This window comes from Rhodococcus sp. LMD, from assembly GCF_056108245.1.
Map to the genome: position 1 here is coordinate 5,213,105 of NZ_CM148557.1, position 21,540 is coordinate 5,234,644.

Genomic DNA, 21,540 nt, shown 5'->3' on the forward strand with positions numbered 1-21,540 from the left:
CGGTGGCCTCATGAAGTGGTCGAAAGCCCTCGGACTCCCCGCCGCGGCGATGGCCGCGGTCGCGTCGTACGACCTGCTGCAGCGGCGGCACGCCATCCTGCGCAACTTTCCCGTCGTCGGGCACGGCCGCTACCTGCTCGAAGCCGTCGGCCCCGAGTTGCGGCAGTACATCACCACCGGAAACGACGAGGAGCGTCCCTTCACGCGCGATCAGCGCCGCTGGGTGTACACCTCCTCGAAGCTCGTGAACAACACCTTCGGTTTCGGCACCGACAACGACGTCGAATACACCGACGGCTACACGATCATCAAGCACCGCACGTTCTCCGAGACCCCGCCGTCGGCGGCGCCGCACGCCGGGGAGAAGCTGCCGATCCCGTCGGCGAAGGTCCTCGGCGGACCGCGTGGGCGGGCGAAGGCGTTCCGGCCGCAGTCGATCGTCAACGTCTCGGCGATGAGCTTCGGGTCGTTGAGCGGGGCCGCCGTCTCGGCGCTCAACTGCGGCGCCGCCGACAGCGGTTGCCTGCACAACACCGGCGAGGGCGGGCTGTCGCGCTACCACCGCAACGGGGCAGACCTGATCTTCCAGATCGGCACCGCGTACTTCGGTTGCCGCGACGAGGAGGGCCGGTTCGACCTGGCCCGGCTGAAGGCCGTCGTCGAGTCGGCGCCGGTGCGGGCGATCGAGATCAAACTGAGCCAGGGCGCCAAGCCCGGCCTCGGCGGCCTGCTGCCCGGGGCCAAGGTGACGCCCGAGATCGCCGAGATCCGCGGCATCCCGGAGGGCCGCGACTGTGTCAGCCCGTCGCGGCACACCACGTTCCACGACGTCGACAGCATGCTCGACTGGATCGAACTGCTCGCCCACGAGACCGGGCTGCCGGTCGGCATCAAGTCGGCGGTCGGCGACATGGCCTTCTGGCAGCACCTCGTCGACGCGATGTGCAACTCCGACCGTGGCGTCGACTTCGTGACGATCGACGGCGGCGAGGGCGGCACGGGTGCGGCGCCGCTCGTGTTCACCGACGCGGTCTCGCTGCCCTTCCGCAGTGGCTTCGCCCGGGTCTACAAGCTGTTCGCGGAGGCCGGTCTCAGCGACGACGTGACGTTCATCGGCGCCGGCAAGCTCGGACTGCCCGACAACGCGGTGGTGGCGATGGCCCTGGGCTGCGACATGATCAACGTCGCGCGGGAGCCGATGCTCGCGATCGGCTGCATCCAGGCCCAGAAGTGCCACACCGATCGGTGCCCGACCGGCGTCGCCACCCAGAACCCGTGGCTCGAGCGGGGCCTCGACGTCGAGCTGAAGGCGGTGCGCGCCGCCAACTACCTCCGGGCGCTGCGCCGGGACATGTTCAAGCTGGCCGAGGCCTGTGGCGTCGCGCATCCCGGTCTGATCACCCCGACCGACGTCGAGGTGGCCGACGGCAACCGGCGCGCGATCACCCTCGCGGAGATGTACGGCTACCAGCCCGGCTGGGGTCTGCCCGGTGCGGCGGACCGCGAGGAGATCACGCGGCTGATGCTCGGGGTCGCCGCGGCCGAGGGCGGCGAGGGCTCGCCGGGCGCGCGAACGACGCCCTGACACCGGCACTGTCCAGAATCCGGACAGTTCGGGACGCCGACCCCACGTCACGCTGGAGCACGACCACTCGCGACACCACCGAACCCGCCGGGAGGCAGATCGTGATCGACAAGATGTACGCCGCGGTGCTTACCGTCGGCGGTGTCGTGTTCGCCGGCTGCCTCCTCCTCGGCGAGGCCGTGGACGCGATGGGCGGCGCGGGCGTCATCGGACTGCGCGCGCTTCCGGACGACACCGTCGAACAGGCCGAGCGCTTCTGCTAGAGTCTGCCGCGTGTCCGCTACCGCCGTGCCTCGCGTCCGCCATGAACTGGCGCTGATCGCTGTCGGCGTGCGCGCGGTCGCCGACGTCGACTGTCGTCGCTGACTCCCGTCACCAACCCTTGCGGCATCGTTGCCGCCCCCGGTTGCCGAGGAGTCGCGTCGCCCCGTCCGGCGTGACATTCGTCGGCCCGACTCGTTCGGGTCCACGTCTCCACCACCTTCGTCCGTCCTGCGGAGCGTCTCCTCGAACCGGTGTGCCCGGGTCCTCCCCCGGTCTCGCACAGAGACACTCCTGCAGGAAAGGCATCACCTCATGAAGAGACGTTCGGGTCTGTTCGTCACCGCCCTCGCCGCCCTCGGCGCGACCGTGCTGACCGCGTGCTCCGGCGGATCCAGCGACACCGTGGGCGGAGGTGAGAGCAGCGGCGACGGCTCCGGCGGCACGATCAACCTGTACGCGTACGCCGTGCCGAAGCCTGGATTCGACAAGCTGATCCCCGCCTTCCAGGCCACCGAGGAGGGTGCGGACGTCGAGTTCCAGCAGTCCTACGGCGCCTCCGGCGATCAGTCCCGGAAGGTCAAGGACGGCGCCGAGGCGGACTTCGTCAACTTCTCCGTCGAGCCGGACATCACGCGTCTCGTCGACGCCGGGCTCGTCGAGGCCGATTGGAACTCCGGTCCGTACAACGGAATTCCCTTCGGATCGGTGGTGACGATCGTGGTGCGCGAGGGCAACCCCAAGAACATCACCGACTGGGACGACCTGCTGCAGCCCGGCCTCGAGGTCGTCACGCCCAACCCGTTCAGTTCCGGCTCGGCCAAGTGGAACCTGCTCGCCCCCTACGCGGCGAAGAGCGACGGCGGCGCGAACCCGCAGGCGGGTCTGGACTACGTCACCACACTCGTGAACGAGCACGTCAAGATCCAGCCCAAGTCCGGTCGCGAGGCCACCGAGGCGTTCCTGCAGGGCTCCGGCGACGTGCTGCTCAGCTACGAGAACGAGGCGCTGTTCATCGAGCGCAACGGCGACCCGGTCGAGCACGTCACCCCGCCCATCACCTTCAAGATCGAGAATCCGGCTGCAGTGCTCACGAATTCGAAGAACGCCGAGAAGGCACGGGCGTTCGCGGACTTCCTCTACACCCCGCAGGCGCAGCGCCTGTGGGCGGAGGCGGGCTTCCGGCCCGTCGACCCTGCGGTGGCGGAGGAGTTCGCGGCCGACTTCCCGCAGCCGGCGAAGCTGTGGACGATCGCGGACCTGGGCGGCTGGAAGGCTGTCGACGAGCAGCTGTTCAAGGCCGAGACCGGCTCGATCGCCGTGATCTACGACAACGCCACGAAGTAGAGCCCGGACAGTGAGTATCACCGACAGCGCCACCGGGGTGGGACCGATGCCGGCTCCCGCCCCGGCGCCGCGCCGCCGCACTCCGCTGCGCGCAGCCACCGGCACGGTCGGACCGCTCGGCATCGGAGTGTCCGTGCTGTGGCTGTCCGTCATCGTTCTGTTGCCGCTCGCGGCGCTGACCGCCGACGCGTTCGCCGACGGCCCGAGTGGCTTCTGGAACGCCGTCACCGCCCCGGCCGCGCTGGCGACGCTGCGGATCACCGTGGTCGTCTCCGCGATCGTCGCGGTCGTCAACGTGGTCATGGGCACCCTCATCGCGTGGGTACTGGTGCGCGACGAGTTCCCGGGCAAGAAGTTCGTCAATGCCCTGATCGACCTGCCCTTCGCGCTGCCCACCATCGTGGCGAGCATCGTGCTGCTGGCGCTGTACGGGCCGGAGAGCCCGATCGGTATCCATCTCAACGCCTCCCAGCCGGGGCTCGTCGTCGCGCTGGCATTCGTGACGCTGCCGTTCGTGGTGCGTTCGGTGCAGCCGGTGCTCCTCGAAGCGGACCGAGAGGTGGAAGAGGCCGCGGCGTCCCTCGGCGCGAACAACCTGACCGTCTTCCGGTCCGTGGTACTGCCCGTGCTGACCCCGGCTGTCGTCAGCGGTGCCGGGCTCGCGTTCGCCCGCGCCCTCGGCGAATACGGATCGATCGTGCTCATCGGCGGCAACATCCCGTACGAGACCCAGGTGGCGTCGCAGTACATCCAGCAGCAGATCGAGATCGACCGCCCGGTGAACGCTGCCGCGGTGTCCGTGGCACTGCTGCTCATCGCCTTCGTCGTGCTGTTCGTGCTGCGCCTGGCAGCCGGACGCCGCCTGCGCCGGGAGGAGGAGGACCGATGAAGGTCTCCCCGTGGACGCGAATCTCGCTGCGGACGATCGCACTCGGCTACCTGTTGGTCCTGTTGATCGTTCCGATCGGGGTGATCCTCTACCGCACATTCGAGAACGGCGTGGGTGCGTTCCTCCAGTCGATCAGCACGCCCGCGGCGATCTCGGCGTTGAACCTGTCGCTGCTGATCGTCGCCATCGTGGTGCCCGTCAACGTCGTGTTCGGTGTCGTCGTCGCACTTGCGCTCGTACGCGGCCGATTCCGCGGTCGCGGGCTGCTGCAAGCCGTGGTGGACCTGCCGTTCGCCGTCTCACCGATTGTCGTCGGTGTCGCCCTGATCATGCTGTGGGGTGCCGGCGGGTGGTTCGGAGGTGTCGAATCCCTCGGATTCAAGGTGATATTCGGGCTACCCGGCATGGTGATCGCGACGATCTTCGTCACCTTGCCGTTCGTCGTGCGCGAGGTCGAACCGGTGCTCCACGAGATCGGCCAGGAACAGGAGCAGGCCGCTGCGACACTCGGCGCGAACGGCTGGCAGACGTTCCGGCGCATCACCCTGCCCTCGATCCGGTGGGGCCTGACGTACGGCGTGGTCCTCACTGTCGCCCGCGCGCTCGGCGAGTTCGGGGCCGTCATCATGGTCTCGTCCGGCTTCCCCGGCGTGTCCCAGACCCTGACGTTGCTGGTGCACTCCCGCTACATCGACGACCACAACACCTTCGGCGCCTACTGCGCCGCGACCCTGCTCATGGCCATCGCCGTGATCGTGCTGCTGCTGATGACCCTGCTCGACCGCAAGAGGAGTACCAGATGATCACCGTCACGGGCGCACGAAAGAACTACGGCGACTTCGCGGCCCTCGACGACGTCGACATCGAGATCCCGTCCGGATCGCTCACCGCGCTGCTCGGACCCTCCGGCTCGGGTAAGTCGACGCTGCTGCGGTCCATCGCCGGACTGGAAACCCTCGATGACGGCATCGTGCGCATCGGCGGCGACGACGTGACCGGCGTGACCCCGCAGAAGCGGGACATCGGTTTCGTCTTCCAGCACTACGCGGCGTTCAAGCACATGACCGTCCGCGAGAACGTCGCGTTCGGATTGAAGATCCGTAAGCGGCCCAAGACCGAAATCAGCCGTCGCGTCGACGAACTGCTCGGCATCGTCGGGCTCGACGGGTTCCAGCAACGCTATCCGGCACAGCTGTCCGGCGGCCAGCGCCAGCGCATGGCCCTGGCCCGCGCCCTCGCCGTCGATCCCAAGGTGCTGCTGCTCGACGAACCGTTCGGCGCACTCGACGCCAAGGTGCGCGCCGACCTGCGCACGTGGCTGCGGCGCTTGCACGACGAGGTGCACGTGACCACCGTGCTGGTCACCCATGATCAGGAGGAAGCGCTCGACGTCGCCGACCGGATCGCCGTGATGAACCGGGGCCGCATCGAGCAGGTCGGAACCCCGCAGGACCTGTACGACCGGCCCGCGAACGATTTCGTGATGTCGTTCCTGGGCAATGTCTCCAAGCTGAACGGAAAGCTGGTGCGGCCGCACGACATCCGTCTCGGCCGCGAATTCGATTCGGCCCGGGACGCGGGCGCCACCGGGTCCGTGGGTGTCACCCGCGCGACGGTGGAGCGGGTCGTGCACCTCGGGTTCGAGGTCCGCGTCGAGCTGCGCAACGCCGCAACCGGTGAGGACTTCACCGCGCAGGTCACCCGCGGTGACGCACGCGCTCTCGGTCTCGCACCCGGCGAGACCGTCTATGCACGCGCGACCGAGGAACCGGCGCTGCCTGAGACGACGCGGGTGCCGATCGGCTAGCCCCACGCCCGCGCACCGCTGCTGCACACGACCGAATGTCACACGGGTTCGAGTAGATCGAACCCGTGTGACATTCGGCCATTCAGAGGTGCAGTATCCCCGCGGACTTCTCGGGTCCGGAGCCGGGTTCGAATCAACCGGATCGGAATCCGTGACGAGCAGGACCCCGCCGGGCGAGAGTGGTGTCCACGCGCCCCGCCCTCCCGGTGTGCACGCCGATCACTCACCCGAGATCCGTGAAAGGTACTACCCGATGAACGCTTTCCCCGGTGGGTCGGCGTGAGCGCGCCGACCGGGATCCGTCCTGCGCCGGCGAGCACCGCGGAGCCCGACGACGCAGGGTTGATCGTCGCCCCCGCCCGCCACCCGCTGCGCTGGCTGGTCGCCGCCCTCGCCCTCGTCCTGGTGGCGCAGTTCGTGCACGGCCTGGCTACCAACCCGGGCTGGGACTGGGCGACGTTCGCTCGGTACTTCACCGCACAGTCCGTGCTCTCGGCCCTGGTGGTGACCATCGAACTCACCGTGTGGGGAACGGTTCTCGGATTCGGGCTCGGCGTGCTGCTCGCCGTCGGCAGGCTGTCCAGGAATCCCGTCCTGCAGGTGATCTCCTGGGTGTACATCTGGGCATTCCGATCCATCCCGCTCATCGTGCAACTGCTGTTCTGGTTCAATATCGCGTACCTGTACCGAACGCTGTCGCTGGGTGTCCCGTTCGGACCGTCGTTCTTCGAGTTCGAGGTCACCGGCGTGATCTCCGGCTTCACCGCCGCGGTGATCGGCCTGGCCCTGCATCAGGCCGCCTACTCGGCGGAGATCATCCGCGCCGGCGTCATCTCCGTGGACCACGGCCAGATCGAAGCGTCGCAGGCCCTGGGCATCCCTCGTCGCCGGCAGTTCTTCAAGATTATTCTGCCGCAGGCCATGCGATCGATTCTGCCCAACGCCGCCAACGAGGTCATCAGCCTGTTCAAGGGCACCTCGATCGTCTCCACGATGGCGATCGCCGAGCTGTTCTACCAGGTGCAGGTCGTCTTCGGCCGCAACGGCCGGGTCGTGCCCCTGCTCATGGTGGCCACCGTCTGGTACATCGTGCTCACCACCGCATTGTCGATCGTCCAGTACTACGTGGAGCGGCACTACGCGCGCGGCTCGTCCCGCGCCCTCCCGCTCACCCCCTGGCAGAAGACCGTCGGCAAGTTCCGCGAGATCCGTGACTCGGGTATCGCCGCACCCCGCGGAGCCACCCGATGACCACGCCGGTCGACCCCACCACGTATGCCGTCGACGTCCGGGGCGTGCACAAGTCGTTCGGATCCCTCGAGGTCCTGAGGGGTGTGGACCTGAAAGTCCGCAAGGGCGAGGTCACGGTGATCCTCGGCCCCTCCGGCTCCGGCAAGTCCACCCTGCTGCGCACCCTCAACCACCTCGAGAAGGTCGACCGCGGCACGGTCCGTATCGACGGCGAACTCGTCGGCTACCGCCGCCGGAGCAACAAGCTGCACGAGTTGCGAGAGAAGGACATCCTCCGTCAACGGTCGCGTATCGGATTCGTGTTCCAGAACTTCAACCTCTTCCCGCACCTGACCGTGCTTGAGAACGTGGTCGAGGCGCCGATCTCCGCGCAGCGCCGCGACCGCACCGAGGTCGAGACGCTCGCCCGGGAACTGCTCGACCGGGTCGGCGTCGGCGACAAGACCCACGACTACCCCAAACAGCTGTCCGGTGGGCAGCAGCAGCGCGTCGCCATCGCCCGCGCACTCGCGCTGCGCCCGGCCGTGATCCTGTTCGACGAGCCGACCTCCGCGCTCGACCCCGAACTGGTCGGCGAGGTGCTCGAGGTGATCCGCGACCTGGCCCGCGACGGCGCGACCCTCGTGATCGTCACCCACGAGATCGGCTTCGCGCGTGAGGTTGCCGACACCGTCGTGTTCATGGACGGCGGCGTCGTCGTCGAACAGGGGCCGCCCGCGCAGGTTCTCGACCGACCCACCCAGGAACGCACCCGCGCCTTCCTGTCCAAAGTCCTCTGAAGTCCTCCCGAAAGGCAATGATGTCCGCGTTCACCCGACGCACGAGGCTGGTCGCCTCGGCCCTGACCGCCGTCGCCCTGCTGTCGGTCGCCGCCTGCAGCTCCGGCAGCGGCACCGACGAGCCCGACGCGGCCACCTCTTCCGGCTACAACCTCACCGCCGACCAGAACCGCATCACCACCGACTCCGTACCCGAAATCGCCGCCAAGGTCCCGCAGCCCATCCGCGACCGCGGCACCCTCATCGTCACGGGGTCCGCCGGCACCGCACCCCCGCTGCGGTTCTATGCCGACGACGACAAGACCATCATCGGGTCCGAGACCGACTTCGCACATCTCCTCGGCGACGTTCTCGACCTCGACGTCGAGCTCACCGCCGCGGACTGGGCACAGAACTTCGTGCGCGTCGACTCCGGTGAAGCGGACGTGTTCATCTCCAATGTCACCGTCACGGAGGAACGCAAGGAGAAGTACGACTTCTCCACCTACCGTCTCGACAACCTCGCCTTCGAGGTGAAGAAGGACAGCGGGATCGAGGTGAAGGATCCGAAGGATGTCGCGGGTCTGAAAGTCGGCGTGAGCTCCGGCACCAACCAGGAGGCGCTCCTCGTCGAGTGGAACGAGCAGAACATCGCCGCGGGCCTCGAGCCCACCGAAATCCTCTACTTCCAGAACGCCACCGACTACTACCTCGCGCTCGGCTCCGGCCGCATCGACGCCTACTTCGGGCCCAATCCGTCCGCGTCGTTCCACGTCATCCAGGCCGGGGAGACCGAGATCGCCGGCACGTTCTCCGGCGCGGGTGCGGACCTGCAGGGCGAGATCGCGGTCCTGACCAAGAAGGACAACGGCCTGATCGAGGCGATCAACGCGGCACTCAACCACGTCATCGAGAACGGCACCTACCAGCAGGTGCTCGACCGATGGGGTATCGCGAACGAGGCTGTCGCGACCTCGGTGATCAATCCTCCGGGCCTGCCGAAGAAGCAGTAGCCGGACGACAGCCAGGGGAGGGACAGCAATGAGTCAGGTGGAGCTCCGGGCCGACATCGTGATCGTCGGGGGCGGCGTCATCGGGTCGGCGGCGGCGTGGCGCCTGGCCGCCCGCGGGAAGGTGGTGATCCTGCTCGAACAGTTCGAGCCGGGTCACCGTCGCGGCGCCTCGCACGGCAGTTCCCGCATCTACCGGCAAGCCTACGACGGCGAGTTCTACACGGCCCTCGCCGGCCGTGCCCTGCCGCTCTGGCGGCACCTGCAGGACACCACGGGCACGGAGGTACTGACCCTCACCGGCGCGGTCGACCACGGACTGCCCGCCGTCGTCGAGGCACGTGCCCGGTCGCTGGCCGCCCTCGGCGTCCGGCACGAGGTCCTCGAGCCGCGTGCCGCGGAACGTCGTTGGCCCGGAATACGGTTCGACACAACCGTCGTGCATCATCCCGAGGCGGGACGGCTGCACGCCGACCGCGCGGTCGCCGCGTTCCAGGATGCCGCGGCGCAGGCCGGGGCCGACGTGCGGCACGGGACCGTGGTCGAAAGCCTGCACAGTCACGGAAACGGCGTCGACGTGGTCACCCCGGACGCGGTGGTGCGCGCCCGGCACGTCGTCGTCGCAGCCGGCGCGTGGTCGCACCGGTTGCTCACCCGGGCTTCGGATCCGGCGCCCCTCCTCCCGGCGATGCGCACCACGCAGGAGCAGCCCGCACACTTCGTTCCCGTCACAGGGCCCGACTGGCCGAGCTTCGTGCATCACCCCGGCGCGTTGCTCACGACAGCCGGCATCTACGGGCTGGGCGCCGAGGACGGCATCAAGATCGGCGAGCACGGCACCGGACCCGAAGTGACGCCCGAGACAAGAACCTTCCGGGCCGACCCCGCCGGCGTCGCGCGGCTCGCCGCCTACGCTGCCCGGTGGCTGCCCGGCGTCGACCCGGGCAGCGCCGTGGCCGACACCTGCCTGTACACCAGCACACCCGACAGCAATTTCGTCGTGGACCGCATCGGCGCCGTCGTCGTAGCCGCAGGCTTCTCCGGGCACGGCTTCAAGTTCGCCCCCGCGATCGGCGAGCTGATCGCAGGTCTCGTCGAGGGCACGACCGTCGCACCGGAGCCGTTCCGGTTCGGCACCCGCGAGGCGGTGACCGCGCGATGACCACCGCCCGCCACATCCAGGTCTGCACCGTGCGGCAGGACGACCCGCTGGCCGCCCCGCTGCTCGCCGAACTCGCCGTCGAATACAGCACCCGCTACGAACGTCCGCTCGACGAGCAGATCCATACCCTCACCACCCACCCGGCCGACGAGTTCGCCGGACCCGACGGCACGTTGCTGGTGCTCGTCGAGGACGGCGAACCTGTCGCCGGAGGCGCGTTCCGGCGCTACGACGCGACCACCGCTGAGCTCAAGCGCATTTGGACGTCGAAAAAGCACCGGCGGCGCGGACTCGGCAGACTCGTGCTGGAGGAACTCGAGGCCGAGGCGGCCCGGAGGGGGTACGCCCGCATCTACCTGACCACCGGGTGGCGTCAACCCGAGGCAGTCGCGCTGTACCTGGCCGCGGGATACACCGCCCTGTTCGATCCCGGCCGACCGGCCGAGGAGATCGGGCCGCACCCCTTCGAGAAGATGCTGATCCGGTTGCGGACGGGCTGAACCGCGCCGAGCGGCTCGAGGCAGTGCACGAATCGGACGTCCACAGCCGTCGCGACGGGTGTGGACGTCCGATTCTCGTGCGATTGGCTGCGGCGCGGTCTCCTCCGCCGCAAGTCTTTTCGTTCACGGTGAGTGCAACGGTTCAGGAACCGGGGCCGTGCGTCCTATCCTCGGCGGGAACCATCAAGAGCGACCGAGAAACCCTGATCGGCCGCGGCTCGGTCCCCGGCCCGAAATCCTCCCACCAGACCCGGCAGCATCGCGAGCCCGCGGTGCTGCCGGTGCGCCCCGCGGCCGGACACCCGTGTGACGCCACCGATCCCCGCCGCACACCGACCAGGAGTCTCGCCGATGACCTCGACAACACCCGTCCACCTCGCCGTCGCTCTCGACGGCGCCGGCTGGCATCCCGCCGCCTGGCGTGAAGAGAATTCCCGTCCCGACGAATTGAGCTCGTCCGCATACTGGACCGATCTCGTCACCACGGCAGAGCGTGGACTGCTGGACTTCGTCACGATCGAGGATTCCCTTGCCGTACCGTCGAACCCGTACACGAGCGAGGACCCCGACGCGGTGGACCGGGTACGAGTCCGGCTCGATGCGCACCTGATCGCCGCGCGGGTTGCACCGTCGACCCGGCACATCGGGCTGATCCCGACGATCACCACCACGCACACCGAACCGTTCCACGTGTCCAAGGCGCTGGCCGCCCTCGACTACACATCGCACGGCCGCGCCGGCTGGCAGGTCAAGGTGTCCTCCTCCGCGCAGGAGGCCGCACACTTCGGCCGGCGCGACATCCCCGGACTCGACAAGCGCGACCGGCAGGCGCTCGCCGAGAATCGCCTGCCCGAGTTCGTCCACGACCTGTTCGACGAGGCCGCCGACGCCGTCGAGGTCGTTCGGCGGCTGTGGGACAGCTGGGAGGACGATGCGGAGCTCCGCGACGTGAGGACGCGACGGTTCATCGACCGCGACAAGCTGCACTACATCGACTTCGAAGGCCGGTTCTTCCACGTTCGGGGGCCGTCGATCACACCCCGACCGCCGCAGGGACAGCCGGTGGTCGCACTGCTGGCCCACCGCGACCTTCCGTACGAACTGGCTTCGCGGCAGGCAGATCTGGTGTTCGTCACCCCGTCGGACACCCGCCGTGTGCGTGACCTCGTCGACGAGGTCACGGCGGCGGGCGTGCGGGTCGGGCGGGTCGGTGAACCGCTGCGGGTGTATGCGGACCTCGTGGTCTTCCTCGACACACCGCGCGAGAGCGGAGCCGAGCGGCTCCGGCGTCTCGACGCACTCGCGGGCAGCGCCTTCGACTCGGATGCACTCGTGTTCACCGGGTCGGCGGCCGAACTCGCCGACCGGATCGGTGAGTGGCGTCGACAGGGTATCGACGGCTTCCGGCTCCGACCCGGGGTGGCAGTCGACGACCTCGACGTCATCGTCGACGTGCTCGTCCCGATCCTGCAACAGCGCGAGTTGTTCCGCTCCGAATACCCCGGCACGTCCCTGCGCGGACTTCTGGATCTGCCGACCGACGTTCCCAACCGCTACGCCGTCACCACGGCCGGAACCGAAGGACACGACCGATGAGCACACGCAAGCAGGTCATCCTCGGGGCCTACCTCGGCGGTGTCAATCACCACACCGCATGGTGGGATCCCCGGGCAGGCAGCCAGATCGAGTTCTCGACCTTCGAGCACACCGCCCGTACCGCCGAGCGCGGCAAGTTCGACTTCTTCTTCCTCGCCGAGGGCCTCGTGCTGCGCGAGCGTGCGGGCCGGATCTTCGATCAGGACATCATCGGCCGGCCCGACACCTTCACGGTCCTCGCGTCGCTGGCCGCCGTCACGGACCACCTCGGCCTGGCCGCCACCATCAACGCGACCTTCAACGAGCCGTACGAGCTGGCTCGGCAGATCGCCTCTCTCGATCACCTCTCCGGCGGCCGGGCCGCGTGGAACGTGGTCACCTCCTTCGATGCCTTCACCGGGCGCAACTTCCGCCGCGGCGGCTTCCTGGATCGCTCCCAACGGTACGAGCGCGCGGAGGAGAACCTGACGCACATCCGTCATCTCTGGGATTCGTGGCGTAGCGACGACATCGTCGCCGACAAGGCCGGCGGCCGGTTCCTGCGTCGACCCGACGCCGGCACCTTCGCATACCACGGCAACCACTTCGACGTGCACGGCAGGTTCACGGTTCCGCGCAGCCCCCAAGGACGCCCGGTGATCCTCCAGGCCGGGGTGTCCCCGCAGGGCCGGGACTTCGCTGCCGCGAACGCCGATGCCATCTTCTCCCCGTACGGGAAACTGCCCGAGGCCACGGATTTCTACCGAGATGTCAAGGCCCGGGCGATCGCTGCCGGCCGCTCCGCCGACGACATCAAGATCCTGCCGTCGGCGAGCTTCGTGATCGGGGACACCGAGGCCGAGGCCGTCGAGAAGTACCACGAGATCCGTAACCAGCAGGTCACCGGGCAGACCGCCCTGATCCTGCTCGAGCAGATCTGGAATCGGGATCTGTCCGAATACGATCCGGAGGGCCCGCTGCCGGACATCGATCCCGACCCCGACGCCGAGTCGATCATCCAGGGACGGGCGTTCGTCCACCAGGACCGGTTCGAGACCGTCGCACGGCTCCGCGCGATCGCGGAGGAGAAGAAGCTGACGCTGCGAGAGGTCGTGATCGACCAGTTCGAGCGCGGACCCCTCGTCGGTACCGCGGCACGGATCGCCGAGCAGATCGACGCCTTCGTGCAGAACGACGGCTCGGACGGGTTCATCCTCGGTTCGCACCTCGTGCCTTGGGGGCTCGACGATTTCGTCGACGAGGTGGTGCCCCTGCTGCAGGACCGTGGTGTCCTCCGCGTCGAGTACACCGGAACCACGCTGCGGCACAACCTCGGGCTGCGGGTGCCGGCCGATCCGGTGGCGGTCGGCGGTTAACCCACCTCCCGCGTGACACTCACCGATCGGGCGCAGACGCCCCGGCAGACGACGTCAGTGGTGCCGGTCTGTGCGGCCGCCGGCTTCACCACCCTGCTCGATTCGTCGGTGCTGAACATCGGCCTTCCCGCCTTGCGGACCGGTCTCGACGCGGGCGTTTCGCAGGTGCAGTGGATCCTGGCCGCATACTCGCTGAGCTTCGGTCTTGCGCTGGTCCCGGCAGGCCGGCTCGGCGATGTGGCCGGCCGGCGGCGGCTGTTCCTCGCGGGCATGACCCTCTTCGCGGTCATGGGGGTGTGCGGAGCTGTCGCGTCCGACCCCTGGACGGTCGTCGCCGCACGGGCCGGTCAGGGGGTCGGGGCGGGCCTGATCAGCGCGCAGGTGCTCGGGATCCTGGCCGAGAACTACACCGGCCCGGCGCGCGCCCGGGCCCTGGCCGCCTACAGCACGGCCGGAGGCCTCGCCGGGCTGTGCGGTCCACTCGTCGGTGGGCTGGTGCTCGGCGCTGCACCCGGGGACTACGGGTGGCGTGTTCTGCTGATTCTCAACGTGCCGTGCGCACTCGTCACACTCGTGCTCGCGGCCCGCCGCCTGCCCCCGGATCGGGGACGACCGTCGGCCCGCAGCGGGGTCGATGCCGGGGGCCTCGCGCTGCTCGCGGCGGCCACGACGCTGGTGATGGTGCCCGTGGTCTCCGAACCGGGTCCGGTGGGTGCGGTGTTCGCCGTCGGGGGAGCGGCGGTCTCACTCGCCACCTTCCTATGGTGGGAACGCCGTGTCGCCGTGCGCGGCGGCAAGCCCGTGCTGCTTCCCGAACTGACCGGATCCGGCGGATACATCCTCGGCACCTTGGTCGCACTGTTCTGGTTCGGTGCGGTGCTGTCCCTGAACACCGTCGTGAGCCTGTACCTCATCGAGGGGCGCGGCTATGCCGCGGTCCAGGCCGCCGCCGTGCTGTCCGCCGCCGCCGCGGCGATGGCCGTCGCCTCGGCCGTGGGGTGGCGGGTCGTCGCGCGATACGGCCGGGTGACGGTCGTCGTGGCGGTGGCGGCCGAGATCGCCGTCGTCGGTGGCTACGCCGCCGCTGTGCGGCACGACGCCACGATGCCGGTGTTCGTGGCGCTGGCCGCTCTGTCGGGCCTCTCGGGTGGATTCGTGGATGCACCCAACCGGGCGCTGACGCTCGAGTCGTCCCCGGCGGGCGGTCACGGTGTCGCGGCCGGGTTCCTGCAACTGTCACAGCGGTTGTCCGCGACGGTCGCCCTCGCCGCGGTGTCCGGCCTGTATCTGTCGGCGCTGGCGACGGACGGGGACGACTTCGCCGGTGCCGCGTCGGCCGGCCTCGCGGTGTGCGCCGCCATGCTCGCGGTGTCGCTGCTCTGTGCGCTCGCCGACCGGCGCCGTCGTGCCGGCGCCGGGTTTCGATCACGGTGAGCGAAAGGGTTCTCCGAACTCGTTCGCAACGCGTACGGTCACCGGGAACCATCCAGAGCGACCGAGAGACCCGGCTCGACGACGTCGCAGCAACCCCCTGCCGCAGGTGAGGGTGCTACCGCCGGGAACGATGGAGGAGAAGGCATGGCAGGCGAGGGGTTCGTGGGCGCGTGGGCGCGCCTGCACGTCGACCTGTGCCGTCAGTGCTCGGGCATCTGTCGCCCCCGATCCTGTCGCGCCTGAGCGGCGCAACCCAGTCGAAGAACTACGACCGTCTGCCCGGCCGGTGGCATCGCGAAGCGCGGTGCCATCGGCGCCTCACGAGATCATGGAGTTCCCCGGTGCCTGTTCCGTTCACCTCTGCCGCCCGACGTCGCGCCGTCGCGGGCGCCACCGCCGCAATCCTCACCGGTGGGCTCGCCGCGTGCGGCGCCGACACGGCGGGCACCTCCTCCGGTGGCGGCACCCCGCAGCCCGGCGGCACCCTGCGCTACGGCCTGTCCCAGGCCCCCACGTGTGCCGATCCCGCGCAGGCCGGCAGCAACCAGACCATCTACGTCGCCCGTCAGATCGTCGACTCGCTCACCGATCAGGACCCCGGGACCGGTGAACTGAAGCCGTGGCTCGCCGAAAGCTGGGAGGTGAACGGGGACGCCTCGGCGTTCACGTTCCGGCTGAAGGACGGCGTGACATTCAGTGACGGCACCCCGTTCACCGCGGAGTCGGTGAAGAAGAACTTCGACGCGATCGTCCAGACCCTCACCGGCGCCAAGGCAGCGCTGGCGGCGAGCTACCTGTCGGGGTACACCGGCACCACGGTGCTCGATCCGCTCACCGCCCAGGTGTCCTTCGCCGGACCGAACGCGCAGTTCCTGCAGGCGTCGTCGACGCTGCAACTCGGCTTCCTGTCCGACAGGGACGTCGCGAAGTCCGCGGAGGAACGCTGCGCCGGCGACCTGTCCGGCACCGGTCCCTTCGTCTACGAGGACTACCAGCAGGACAAGTCCGCCACGCTGGTCAAGCGCACTGGATACTCGTGGGGATCCGACGTTTTCGCGCACGACGGCGAGGCCTACCTCGATCGCATCGAGTTCACGATCGTCCCGGAGTCCGGTGTACGCACCGGCAGCCTCGCATCCGGCCAGCTCGACGCGATCAGCGATGCGCTGCCGCAGGACGCTTCCCAGATCGAAGGCAGCGGCGGACGGATCCTCACCACGCCGAACCCGGGTGTCCCGTTCGGTTTCCAGCCGAACGTCACCCGTGGCGTCCTGACCGATCCGGCGGTGCGCGCTGCGATCGTGCCGGCCCTCGACCGCCAGGAACTCGTCGACACCGTCCTCGGCCCCGATTTCCGGCCCGCGACCAGTACCCTCGCCTCCCGCACCCCCGGCTACGCCGCACTCGACGACGTCACCTACGACCCGGCGAAGTCGAAGTCGATCCTCGACGCCGCCGGCTGGGTTCCCGGCCCGGACGGCATCCGCGTCAAGGACGGCAACCGCCTGTCCTTCTCGGTGCTGTTCAGTTCGGTGTTCGCCGGCAACCAGGCGATCCTCGAGCTCGTGCAGCAGCAGCTGCGCGAGGTCGGTATCGACCTGCAGCTCGACCTGGTCTCCACCCCGGAAGCCACTGCCCGGCAGGGCACGAAGGACTTCGACGCCACCTACTACAACAGCACGCGCGCCGACGGCGACATCCTGCGCACCACGTTCGGACTCGACGGGCGCAACCTCAACAACCGCGGCCCGATCCCGGCGCTGGACGAGGTCCTGTCCGCGCAGCTGCGCACCACCGACCCGGCCGAACGCGGCGAGCTGATCGAGCAGGCACAGCAGCTCGTCCTCGACAACGGCCTGTGGCTGCCGACCGTGGAGCTGTCCCAGGCCATCGGTGCGGCGGGGGCGGTGCAGGACCTGAAGTTCGAGGCCTCCGCCCGGTTGCAGTTCTTCGACACCTGGCTGAGCGAGTAGACCATGGCCCGGTATCTCGGTTCCCGGCTCGTGCAGGCGCTGTTGGTGCTGTGGGCGGCGTTCACCGTCTCGTTCGGCGTGCTGTACCTGCTGCCGTCCGACCCGGTGAGCATCGCGGTCGACGGCGCCGGCAGCGGCACACCGGTGGATGCGGCCGCTGTCGCGCAACTGCAGGAGCGGTACGGGCTCGACCGTCCGTTGTCGGGGCAGTACCTTACTGCGCTGAGCAACGCCGTCCGGGGTGACTTCGGCATCTCGATCGTCACGGGACAACCCGTGACCGACGCGATCGCCGCCGCCGTACCCAGCACCCTGGCCCTGGCCGCGGTCGCCTTGGCGCTCGCCGTGCTCCTCGGCACCTCGATCGCGTTCGTCGCCACGTACACGCGCGCCCGGTGGCTGCGCAGCACGCTGTTCTCGCTGCCGCCGCTCGGTGTCGCGGTTCCGACCTTCTGGGTGGGACTGCTTCTGCTCCAGCTCTTCTCGTTCCGGATGAAGCTGCTTCCGGCATTCGGCGACCAGGGCATCGAGCATCTGGTGCTGCCCGCGATCACCCTCGCGCTCCCCACCGGTGCGGTGATCGCGCAGGTCCTCGCCGCCAGCCTGCAGACCACATGGCGGCAACCGTTCGTCGAAGCAGCTCGCGCCAAGGGCGCGTCCCGGTGGCGCATCCAGACCCGGCACACACTGCGGCTGTCCAGCATCCCCGCATTCACTATCGCCGGGGTGACAGTCGGCAACCTGTTGGCGGGGTCCGTGGTCGTCGAGACGGTGTTCTCCCGCGCCGGTGTCGGTCGTCTGACCCAGACTTCGGTTCTGGCGCAGGATATTCCCGTCGTCCAGGGCATCGTGGTCTTCAGTGCGGTGATCTTCGTGCTCGTCAACCTCGCGGTGGACCTGGTCTATCCGCTCATCGATCCACGCATCGCCGACGGCCGTCGCGGCGGCGGTTCGCCCTCGCATCCGACGCCCGCCGAGGTGACCACCGAACTCACCGGCTTCGCGGTGGAGGAGGAGAGGAAGGCTCATGTCTGACGTCCTGATCCGGGAACCGGTCGCCGCATCCGCGCAGGCCGCGGCCGGGCCACACGGACCGTCCCGGCTCCGGGGAGCGACGAGCGCCCTGCGCCGCTACGGGGTTCTCGTGGTCTCGACGACCGTGCTGCTCCTCGCCGTCGGCTTCGCCCTGTTCCCCTCGGTCTTCGCGTCCGGTGATCCGCTGCAGGGCGTCCCGGCCGACAAGTTGCAGGGGCCGTCCGCGGCGCACTGGTTCGGCACCGACAACATCGGGCGCGACGTGTACACCCGGGTCGTGCACGGTGCGGGCCTGTCCCTGACCGCGACGCTCGTCGCCGTCGGAATCGCTCTCGTCGTCGGCTCGCTCGTCGGGTTGCTCTCCGGCGCGGTCGGCGGAGCGGTCGACGGGCTACTCATGCGGGCCGTCGATGTTCTGCTGTCCATCCCCGCCCTGTTGCTGTCCCTGGCGTTCGTCACCGCGCTCGGATTCGGCACCATGAACGTGGCGATCGCGGTCGGCGTCGGGCTCGTCGCGAACTTCGCCCGCGTGATGCGGTCGGAGGTCCTGCGCGTGCGCCGCGCCCTGTACGTCGAGGCGGCGTTCGCATGCGGTGCCCGCTGGCACAGAGTCCTGCGCCGGCACGTGCTGCGCAACTCGTACGCCCCCGTCGTCGCGCTCGCGGCGGTGGAGTTCGGCATGGCCGTGCTCGCTGTGTCGTCGCTGAGCTTCCTCGGCTTCGGCGCGGTGCCGCCCACCCCGGAGTGGGGATCGTTGATCTCCGAGGGCAGGAACTACCTGGCCACCGCCTGGTGGATGACGACGCTGCCCGGCCTGGTCATCGTGGCGGTCGTCCTGTCGGCGCATCGCCTCGGTCACGCCATCGAAGAACGGAGCACTCGATGACCGCGCCCCTGCTGGACGTACGCGACCTGCGGGTCGAGTACGGCAGCCGTCGCGACCCGGTCACCGCGGTGGACGGGGTCGGCTTCACGCTTTCCCGGGGTGAGGTCGTCGCGGTGGTCGGCGAGTCCGGTTCCGGCAAGTCGACGACCGCACACGCGATCCTGGGCCTGCTGTCGGGCAGCGGCCGGATCACCGGCGGCACCGTCACGTTCGACGGGCAGCGACTGGACACCCTGCCCGAACGCGCCTTCGAGAAGGTGCGCGGTGCCCGCATCGGACTCGTGCCCCAGGACCCCACCACGTCCCTGAACCCGGTCGTCCGCATCGGTGACCAGGTCGCCGAGGTCCTGCGTATCCACGGTCGCGCCGACCGGCGCACCGCGAAGATCGACGCGCGGCGCATCCTCGCGGAAGCCGGCCTCGACGATCCCGAACTCCGTGCCAGGCAGTACCCGCAGGACCTGTCCGGCGGGCAGCGGCAGCGCGTGCTCATAGGCATCGCGCTCGCATGCCGGCCGGACCTCGTCATCGCCGACGAGCCGACCAGCGCGCTCGACGTCACCGTGCAGCGGCGCATCCTCGACCACCTCGACAGCCGCATCGCCGAGACCGGTACCGCGGTCCTGCTCATCACCCACGACCTCGGCGTCGCCGCCGACCGCGCCGACCGCATCGTCGTGATGAGCCAGGGCCGGATCGTCGAGACCGGGCCGGCCCGGCAGATCCTCGAGAACCCCCGGCACGAGTACACCCGGGCGCTCGTCGCCGCCGCACCGAGCCTCGCCGGCACCGCGGCCCGGCCCGGCCGCGGACCCGCGGAACCCCTGCTCACCGTGTCCGGGGTATCGAGGACCTTCCGCATCGACCGGCGCACGTCGCTCGAGGCGGTGCGCGACGTCTCCTTCTCGGTTCCGCGCGGTCGCACTCTGTCCCTGGTCGGCGAGTCCGGTTCCGGCAAGTCCACGGTGTCCCGCATCGCGATCCGACTGGAATCCGCCACGTCCGGGCAGGTCCGGTTCGACGGGCGGGACATCACCGCGCTGCGCGGCCGGGACCTGCGCGAGCTCCGCCGCCGGGTGCAGATCGTCCACCAGAACCCCTATGCGGCCCTGAATCCCAAGCTCCGCATCCGCGACGTCGTCGCCGAACCGCTCGAAGCCTTCGGCATCGGCACGAAAAGCGAGCGCGCCGAACGTGTTGCGGAGCTGATCGGGCAGGTGGCGCTGAGCACGGCACACCTCGAGCGCAGACCCGCGGAACTGTCCGGCGGACAACGACAGCGCGTGGCGATCGCCCGCGCGCTCGCGCTGCACCCGGAACTCCTCGTGCTCGACGAGCCCGTCTCCGCGCTCGACGTGTCGGTCCAGGCGCAGATCCTCGACCTGCTCGCCCGCCTGCAGGACGAGCTGGGGCTGAGCTACCTGTTCATCTCCCACGATCTTGCCGTGGTCCGGCAGATCAGCGACACCGTCGCGGTGATGCGGTCCGGCGAAATCATCGAATCCGGGACCACCGCAGAGATTTTCGACAGACCACAGCACGAGTACACGAAACTGCTGCTCGATGCCATTCCAGGGAAGGTTCGGCATGCCCGATAGTTCACAGTTGTTGCTCGCCCTCGAATTCCGCGGAACCGGCTCGCATCCGCATTCGTGGCGTCGCAAGGATTCACGCGCGGAGGACGTGTTCACCGCCCGCTACTGGGCGGATATCGTGGGCAGCGCGGATCGTGCCGGCGTCGACCTGGCCTTCCTCCCCGACTCGTTCGGTATCGACTCCGGTGCGGACACCGTGCGCGGCCGGCTCGAAGCGGTCGGCGTCGCCGCCCGGCTGTCCGCCGTCACCTCGCGGATCGGGCTGATCCCCACCGCGACGGTGACCCACACGGAACCGTTCCACGTGGCCAAGGCCGTGCAAACCCTCGACCACACCACGGCCGGCCGTGCGGGGTGGCAGGTCGCCGTCTCCGAGGGTGAGGACCGGGCCGCCCTGTTCGGCCGCAAGGGCACCCAGGGCACCGGCTCACTGTGGACCGAGGCCGCCGAGGCCGCCGAGGTCGCGGCCCGCCTGTGGGACAGCTGGGAGGACGACGCCGAGATCCGCGACGTCGCCACCGGCCGGTTCGTCGACCGGGACAAGCTGCACTACATCGACTTCGTCGGCGAGCACTTCTCCGTCAAAGGTCCGTCGATCACGCCCCGGTCACCCCAGGGCCTGCCCCTCGTCGCCGTTGCGGCAGCGGACGAGCAGTCGTTCGACTTCGCCGCAGAACGCGCCGATCTCGTGCGTATCGAGGCCGCCGACCTCGGGTCCGCCGCGAACCTGGCCGAGCGCCTGCGCGCGCAGGCCGGTGATCGGCGACCGGCGGTGCTGCTCGACATCGACGTGCTGCTCGCCGCGGACGACGCCACCGCCGCCGCGGACCTGGCCCAGCTCGAGAACTGGGCCGGCGCTGCCTACACGCCGGAGTCGATGTTCTACCGCGGCGGCCCGGCAGGGCTGCTCGCACTCCTCGGGGACGTGGACGGCCTGGACGGCGTGGTGCTACGTCCGCTGGCCCTCGCCGGCACGGTCGCGGCGCTCACCGAACGGGTCCTGCCGGTGTTGCGGCGGCAGGACCCGACGTCCACTGGAACCCTGCGGGACCGTCTCGGCCTGCCGCGCCCCGTCAACCGCTACGCCACCGCCTGA

At 69.4% G+C, this 21,540-nt stretch carries 20 protein-coding genes and 1 riboswitch; all 20 genes read left to right on the plus strand.

The features are described from left to right. The first annotated feature begins 10 nt into the window (after positions 1-10). Positions 11-1,585 (plus strand): FMN-binding glutamate synthase family protein, encoded by a 1,575-nt coding sequence (locus ACWPQI_RS23930; RefSeq protein ID WP_010594192.1) that lies wholly within the window; start codon positions 11-13, stop codon positions 1,583-1,585. 101 nt (positions 1,586-1,686) lie between these two features. Next, positions 1,687-1,848 (plus strand): hypothetical protein, encoded by a 162-nt coding sequence (locus ACWPQI_RS23935; RefSeq protein WP_155621881.1) that lies wholly within the window; start codon positions 1,687-1,689, stop codon positions 1,846-1,848. A gap of 10 nt (positions 1,849-1,858) precedes the next feature. Further along, positions 1,859-1,951, plus strand: a complete 93-nt coding sequence (locus ACWPQI_RS23940) for an Ms4533A family Cys-rich leader peptide (RefSeq protein ID WP_312026504.1) — start codon at positions 1,859-1,861, stop codon at positions 1,949-1,951. Between the two features lie 210 nt (positions 1,952-2,161). Next, positions 2,162-3,193 carry a sulfate ABC transporter substrate-binding protein gene (locus tag ACWPQI_RS23945; RefSeq protein WP_474738535.1) on the plus strand — a complete coding sequence of 344 codons (1,032 nt, stop codon included), beginning with the start codon at positions 2,162-2,164 and terminating at the stop codon, positions 3,191-3,193. A gap of 46 nt (positions 3,194-3,239) precedes the next feature. Next, the gene (gene cysT, locus ACWPQI_RS23950) at positions 3,240-4,082 is read left to right on the plus strand and encodes a sulfate ABC transporter permease subunit CysT (protein WP_416063746.1); all 843 of its coding nucleotides are present in this window, start codon (positions 3,240-3,242) and stop codon (positions 4,080-4,082) included. After that, positions 4,079-4,885, plus strand: a complete 807-nt coding sequence (gene cysW, locus ACWPQI_RS23955; RefSeq protein ID WP_140189042.1) for a sulfate ABC transporter permease subunit CysW — start codon at positions 4,079-4,081, stop codon at positions 4,883-4,885. The genes cysT and cysW overlap by 4 nt, the downstream gene beginning before the upstream one ends. Next, positions 4,882-5,889: a sulfate/molybdate ABC transporter ATP-binding protein gene (locus ACWPQI_RS23960; RefSeq protein ID WP_140189043.1), complete on the plus strand. Its 1,008-nt coding sequence runs from the start codon at positions 4,882-4,884 to the stop codon at positions 5,887-5,889. Before cysW ends, ACWPQI_RS23960 begins: the two co-directional genes overlap by 4 nt. 279 nt (positions 5,890-6,168) lie before the next feature. Next, positions 6,169-7,140 carry an amino acid ABC transporter permease gene (locus ACWPQI_RS23965; protein ID WP_119700191.1) on the plus strand — a complete coding sequence of 324 codons (972 nt, stop codon included), beginning with the start codon at positions 6,169-6,171 and terminating at the stop codon, positions 7,138-7,140. Beyond that, complete coding sequence (locus ACWPQI_RS23970) at positions 7,137-7,919, plus strand: amino acid ABC transporter ATP-binding protein (protein ID WP_395704403.1); 783 nt, start codon at positions 7,137-7,139, stop codon at positions 7,917-7,919. The genes ACWPQI_RS23965 and ACWPQI_RS23970 overlap by 4 nt, the downstream gene beginning before the upstream one ends. A 17-nt stretch (positions 7,920-7,936) precedes the next feature. After that, entirely contained in the window at positions 7,937-8,911 is a 975-nt protein-coding gene (locus ACWPQI_RS23975; RefSeq protein WP_450151863.1) for an ABC transporter substrate-binding protein, read from the plus strand. Positions 8,912-8,939: 28 nt separating this feature from the next. Next, on the plus strand, positions 8,940-10,070 hold the full coding sequence (locus ACWPQI_RS23980; RefSeq protein WP_140189046.1) for an FAD-dependent oxidoreductase: 1,131 nt from the start codon (positions 8,940-8,942) through the stop codon (positions 10,068-10,070). After that, positions 10,067-10,570 (plus strand): GNAT family N-acetyltransferase, encoded by a 504-nt coding sequence (locus ACWPQI_RS23985; protein WP_119700194.1) that lies wholly within the window; start codon positions 10,067-10,069, stop codon positions 10,568-10,570. Before ACWPQI_RS23980 ends, ACWPQI_RS23985 begins: the two co-directional genes overlap by 4 nt. Before the next feature lie 351 nt (positions 10,571-10,921). Continuing rightward, positions 10,922-12,166 (plus strand): LLM class flavin-dependent oxidoreductase, encoded by a 1,245-nt coding sequence (locus ACWPQI_RS23990; protein WP_474738536.1) that lies wholly within the window; start codon positions 10,922-10,924, stop codon positions 12,164-12,166. Further along, positions 12,163-13,521: an NtaA/DmoA family FMN-dependent monooxygenase gene (locus ACWPQI_RS23995; RefSeq protein WP_304433793.1), complete on the plus strand. Its 1,359-nt coding sequence runs from the start codon at positions 12,163-12,165 to the stop codon at positions 13,519-13,521. The genes ACWPQI_RS23990 and ACWPQI_RS23995 overlap by 4 nt, the downstream gene beginning before the upstream one ends. Positions 13,522-13,533: 12 nt before the next feature. Beyond that, positions 13,534-14,955 carry an MFS transporter gene (locus ACWPQI_RS24000; protein ID WP_029540019.1) on the plus strand — a complete coding sequence of 474 codons (1,422 nt, stop codon included), beginning with the start codon at positions 13,534-13,536 and terminating at the stop codon, positions 14,953-14,955. 45 nt (positions 14,956-15,000) lie between these two features. After that, positions 15,001-15,092: riboswitch (SAM riboswitch) on the plus strand. Positions 15,093-15,296: 204 nt separating this feature from the next. Then, a complete protein-coding gene (locus ACWPQI_RS24005) occupies positions 15,297-16,928 on the plus strand; it encodes an ABC transporter substrate-binding protein (protein ID WP_010594205.1) in 1,632 nt (543 codons plus the stop codon). Positions 16,929-16,931: 3 nt separating this feature from the next. Further along, positions 16,932-17,963, plus strand: coding sequence for an ABC transporter permease (locus ACWPQI_RS24010; protein ID WP_010594206.1), 1,032 nt, complete (start codon positions 16,932-16,934; stop codon positions 17,961-17,963). After that, positions 17,956-18,849 carry an ABC transporter permease gene (locus ACWPQI_RS24015; RefSeq protein ID WP_474738537.1) on the plus strand — a complete coding sequence of 298 codons (894 nt, stop codon included), beginning with the start codon at positions 17,956-17,958 and terminating at the stop codon, positions 18,847-18,849. Before ACWPQI_RS24010 ends, ACWPQI_RS24015 begins: the two co-directional genes overlap by 8 nt. Further along, positions 18,846-20,447, plus strand: a complete 1,602-nt coding sequence (locus ACWPQI_RS24020) for a dipeptide ABC transporter ATP-binding protein (RefSeq protein ID WP_040272918.1) — start codon at positions 18,846-18,848, stop codon at positions 20,445-20,447. The genes ACWPQI_RS24015 and ACWPQI_RS24020 overlap by 4 nt, the downstream gene beginning before the upstream one ends. Continuing rightward, positions 20,437-21,540 carry an LLM class flavin-dependent oxidoreductase gene (locus tag ACWPQI_RS24025; protein WP_395704399.1) on the plus strand — a complete coding sequence of 368 codons (1,104 nt, stop codon included), beginning with the start codon at positions 20,437-20,439 and terminating at the stop codon, positions 21,538-21,540. The genes ACWPQI_RS24020 and ACWPQI_RS24025 overlap by 11 nt, the downstream gene beginning before the upstream one ends.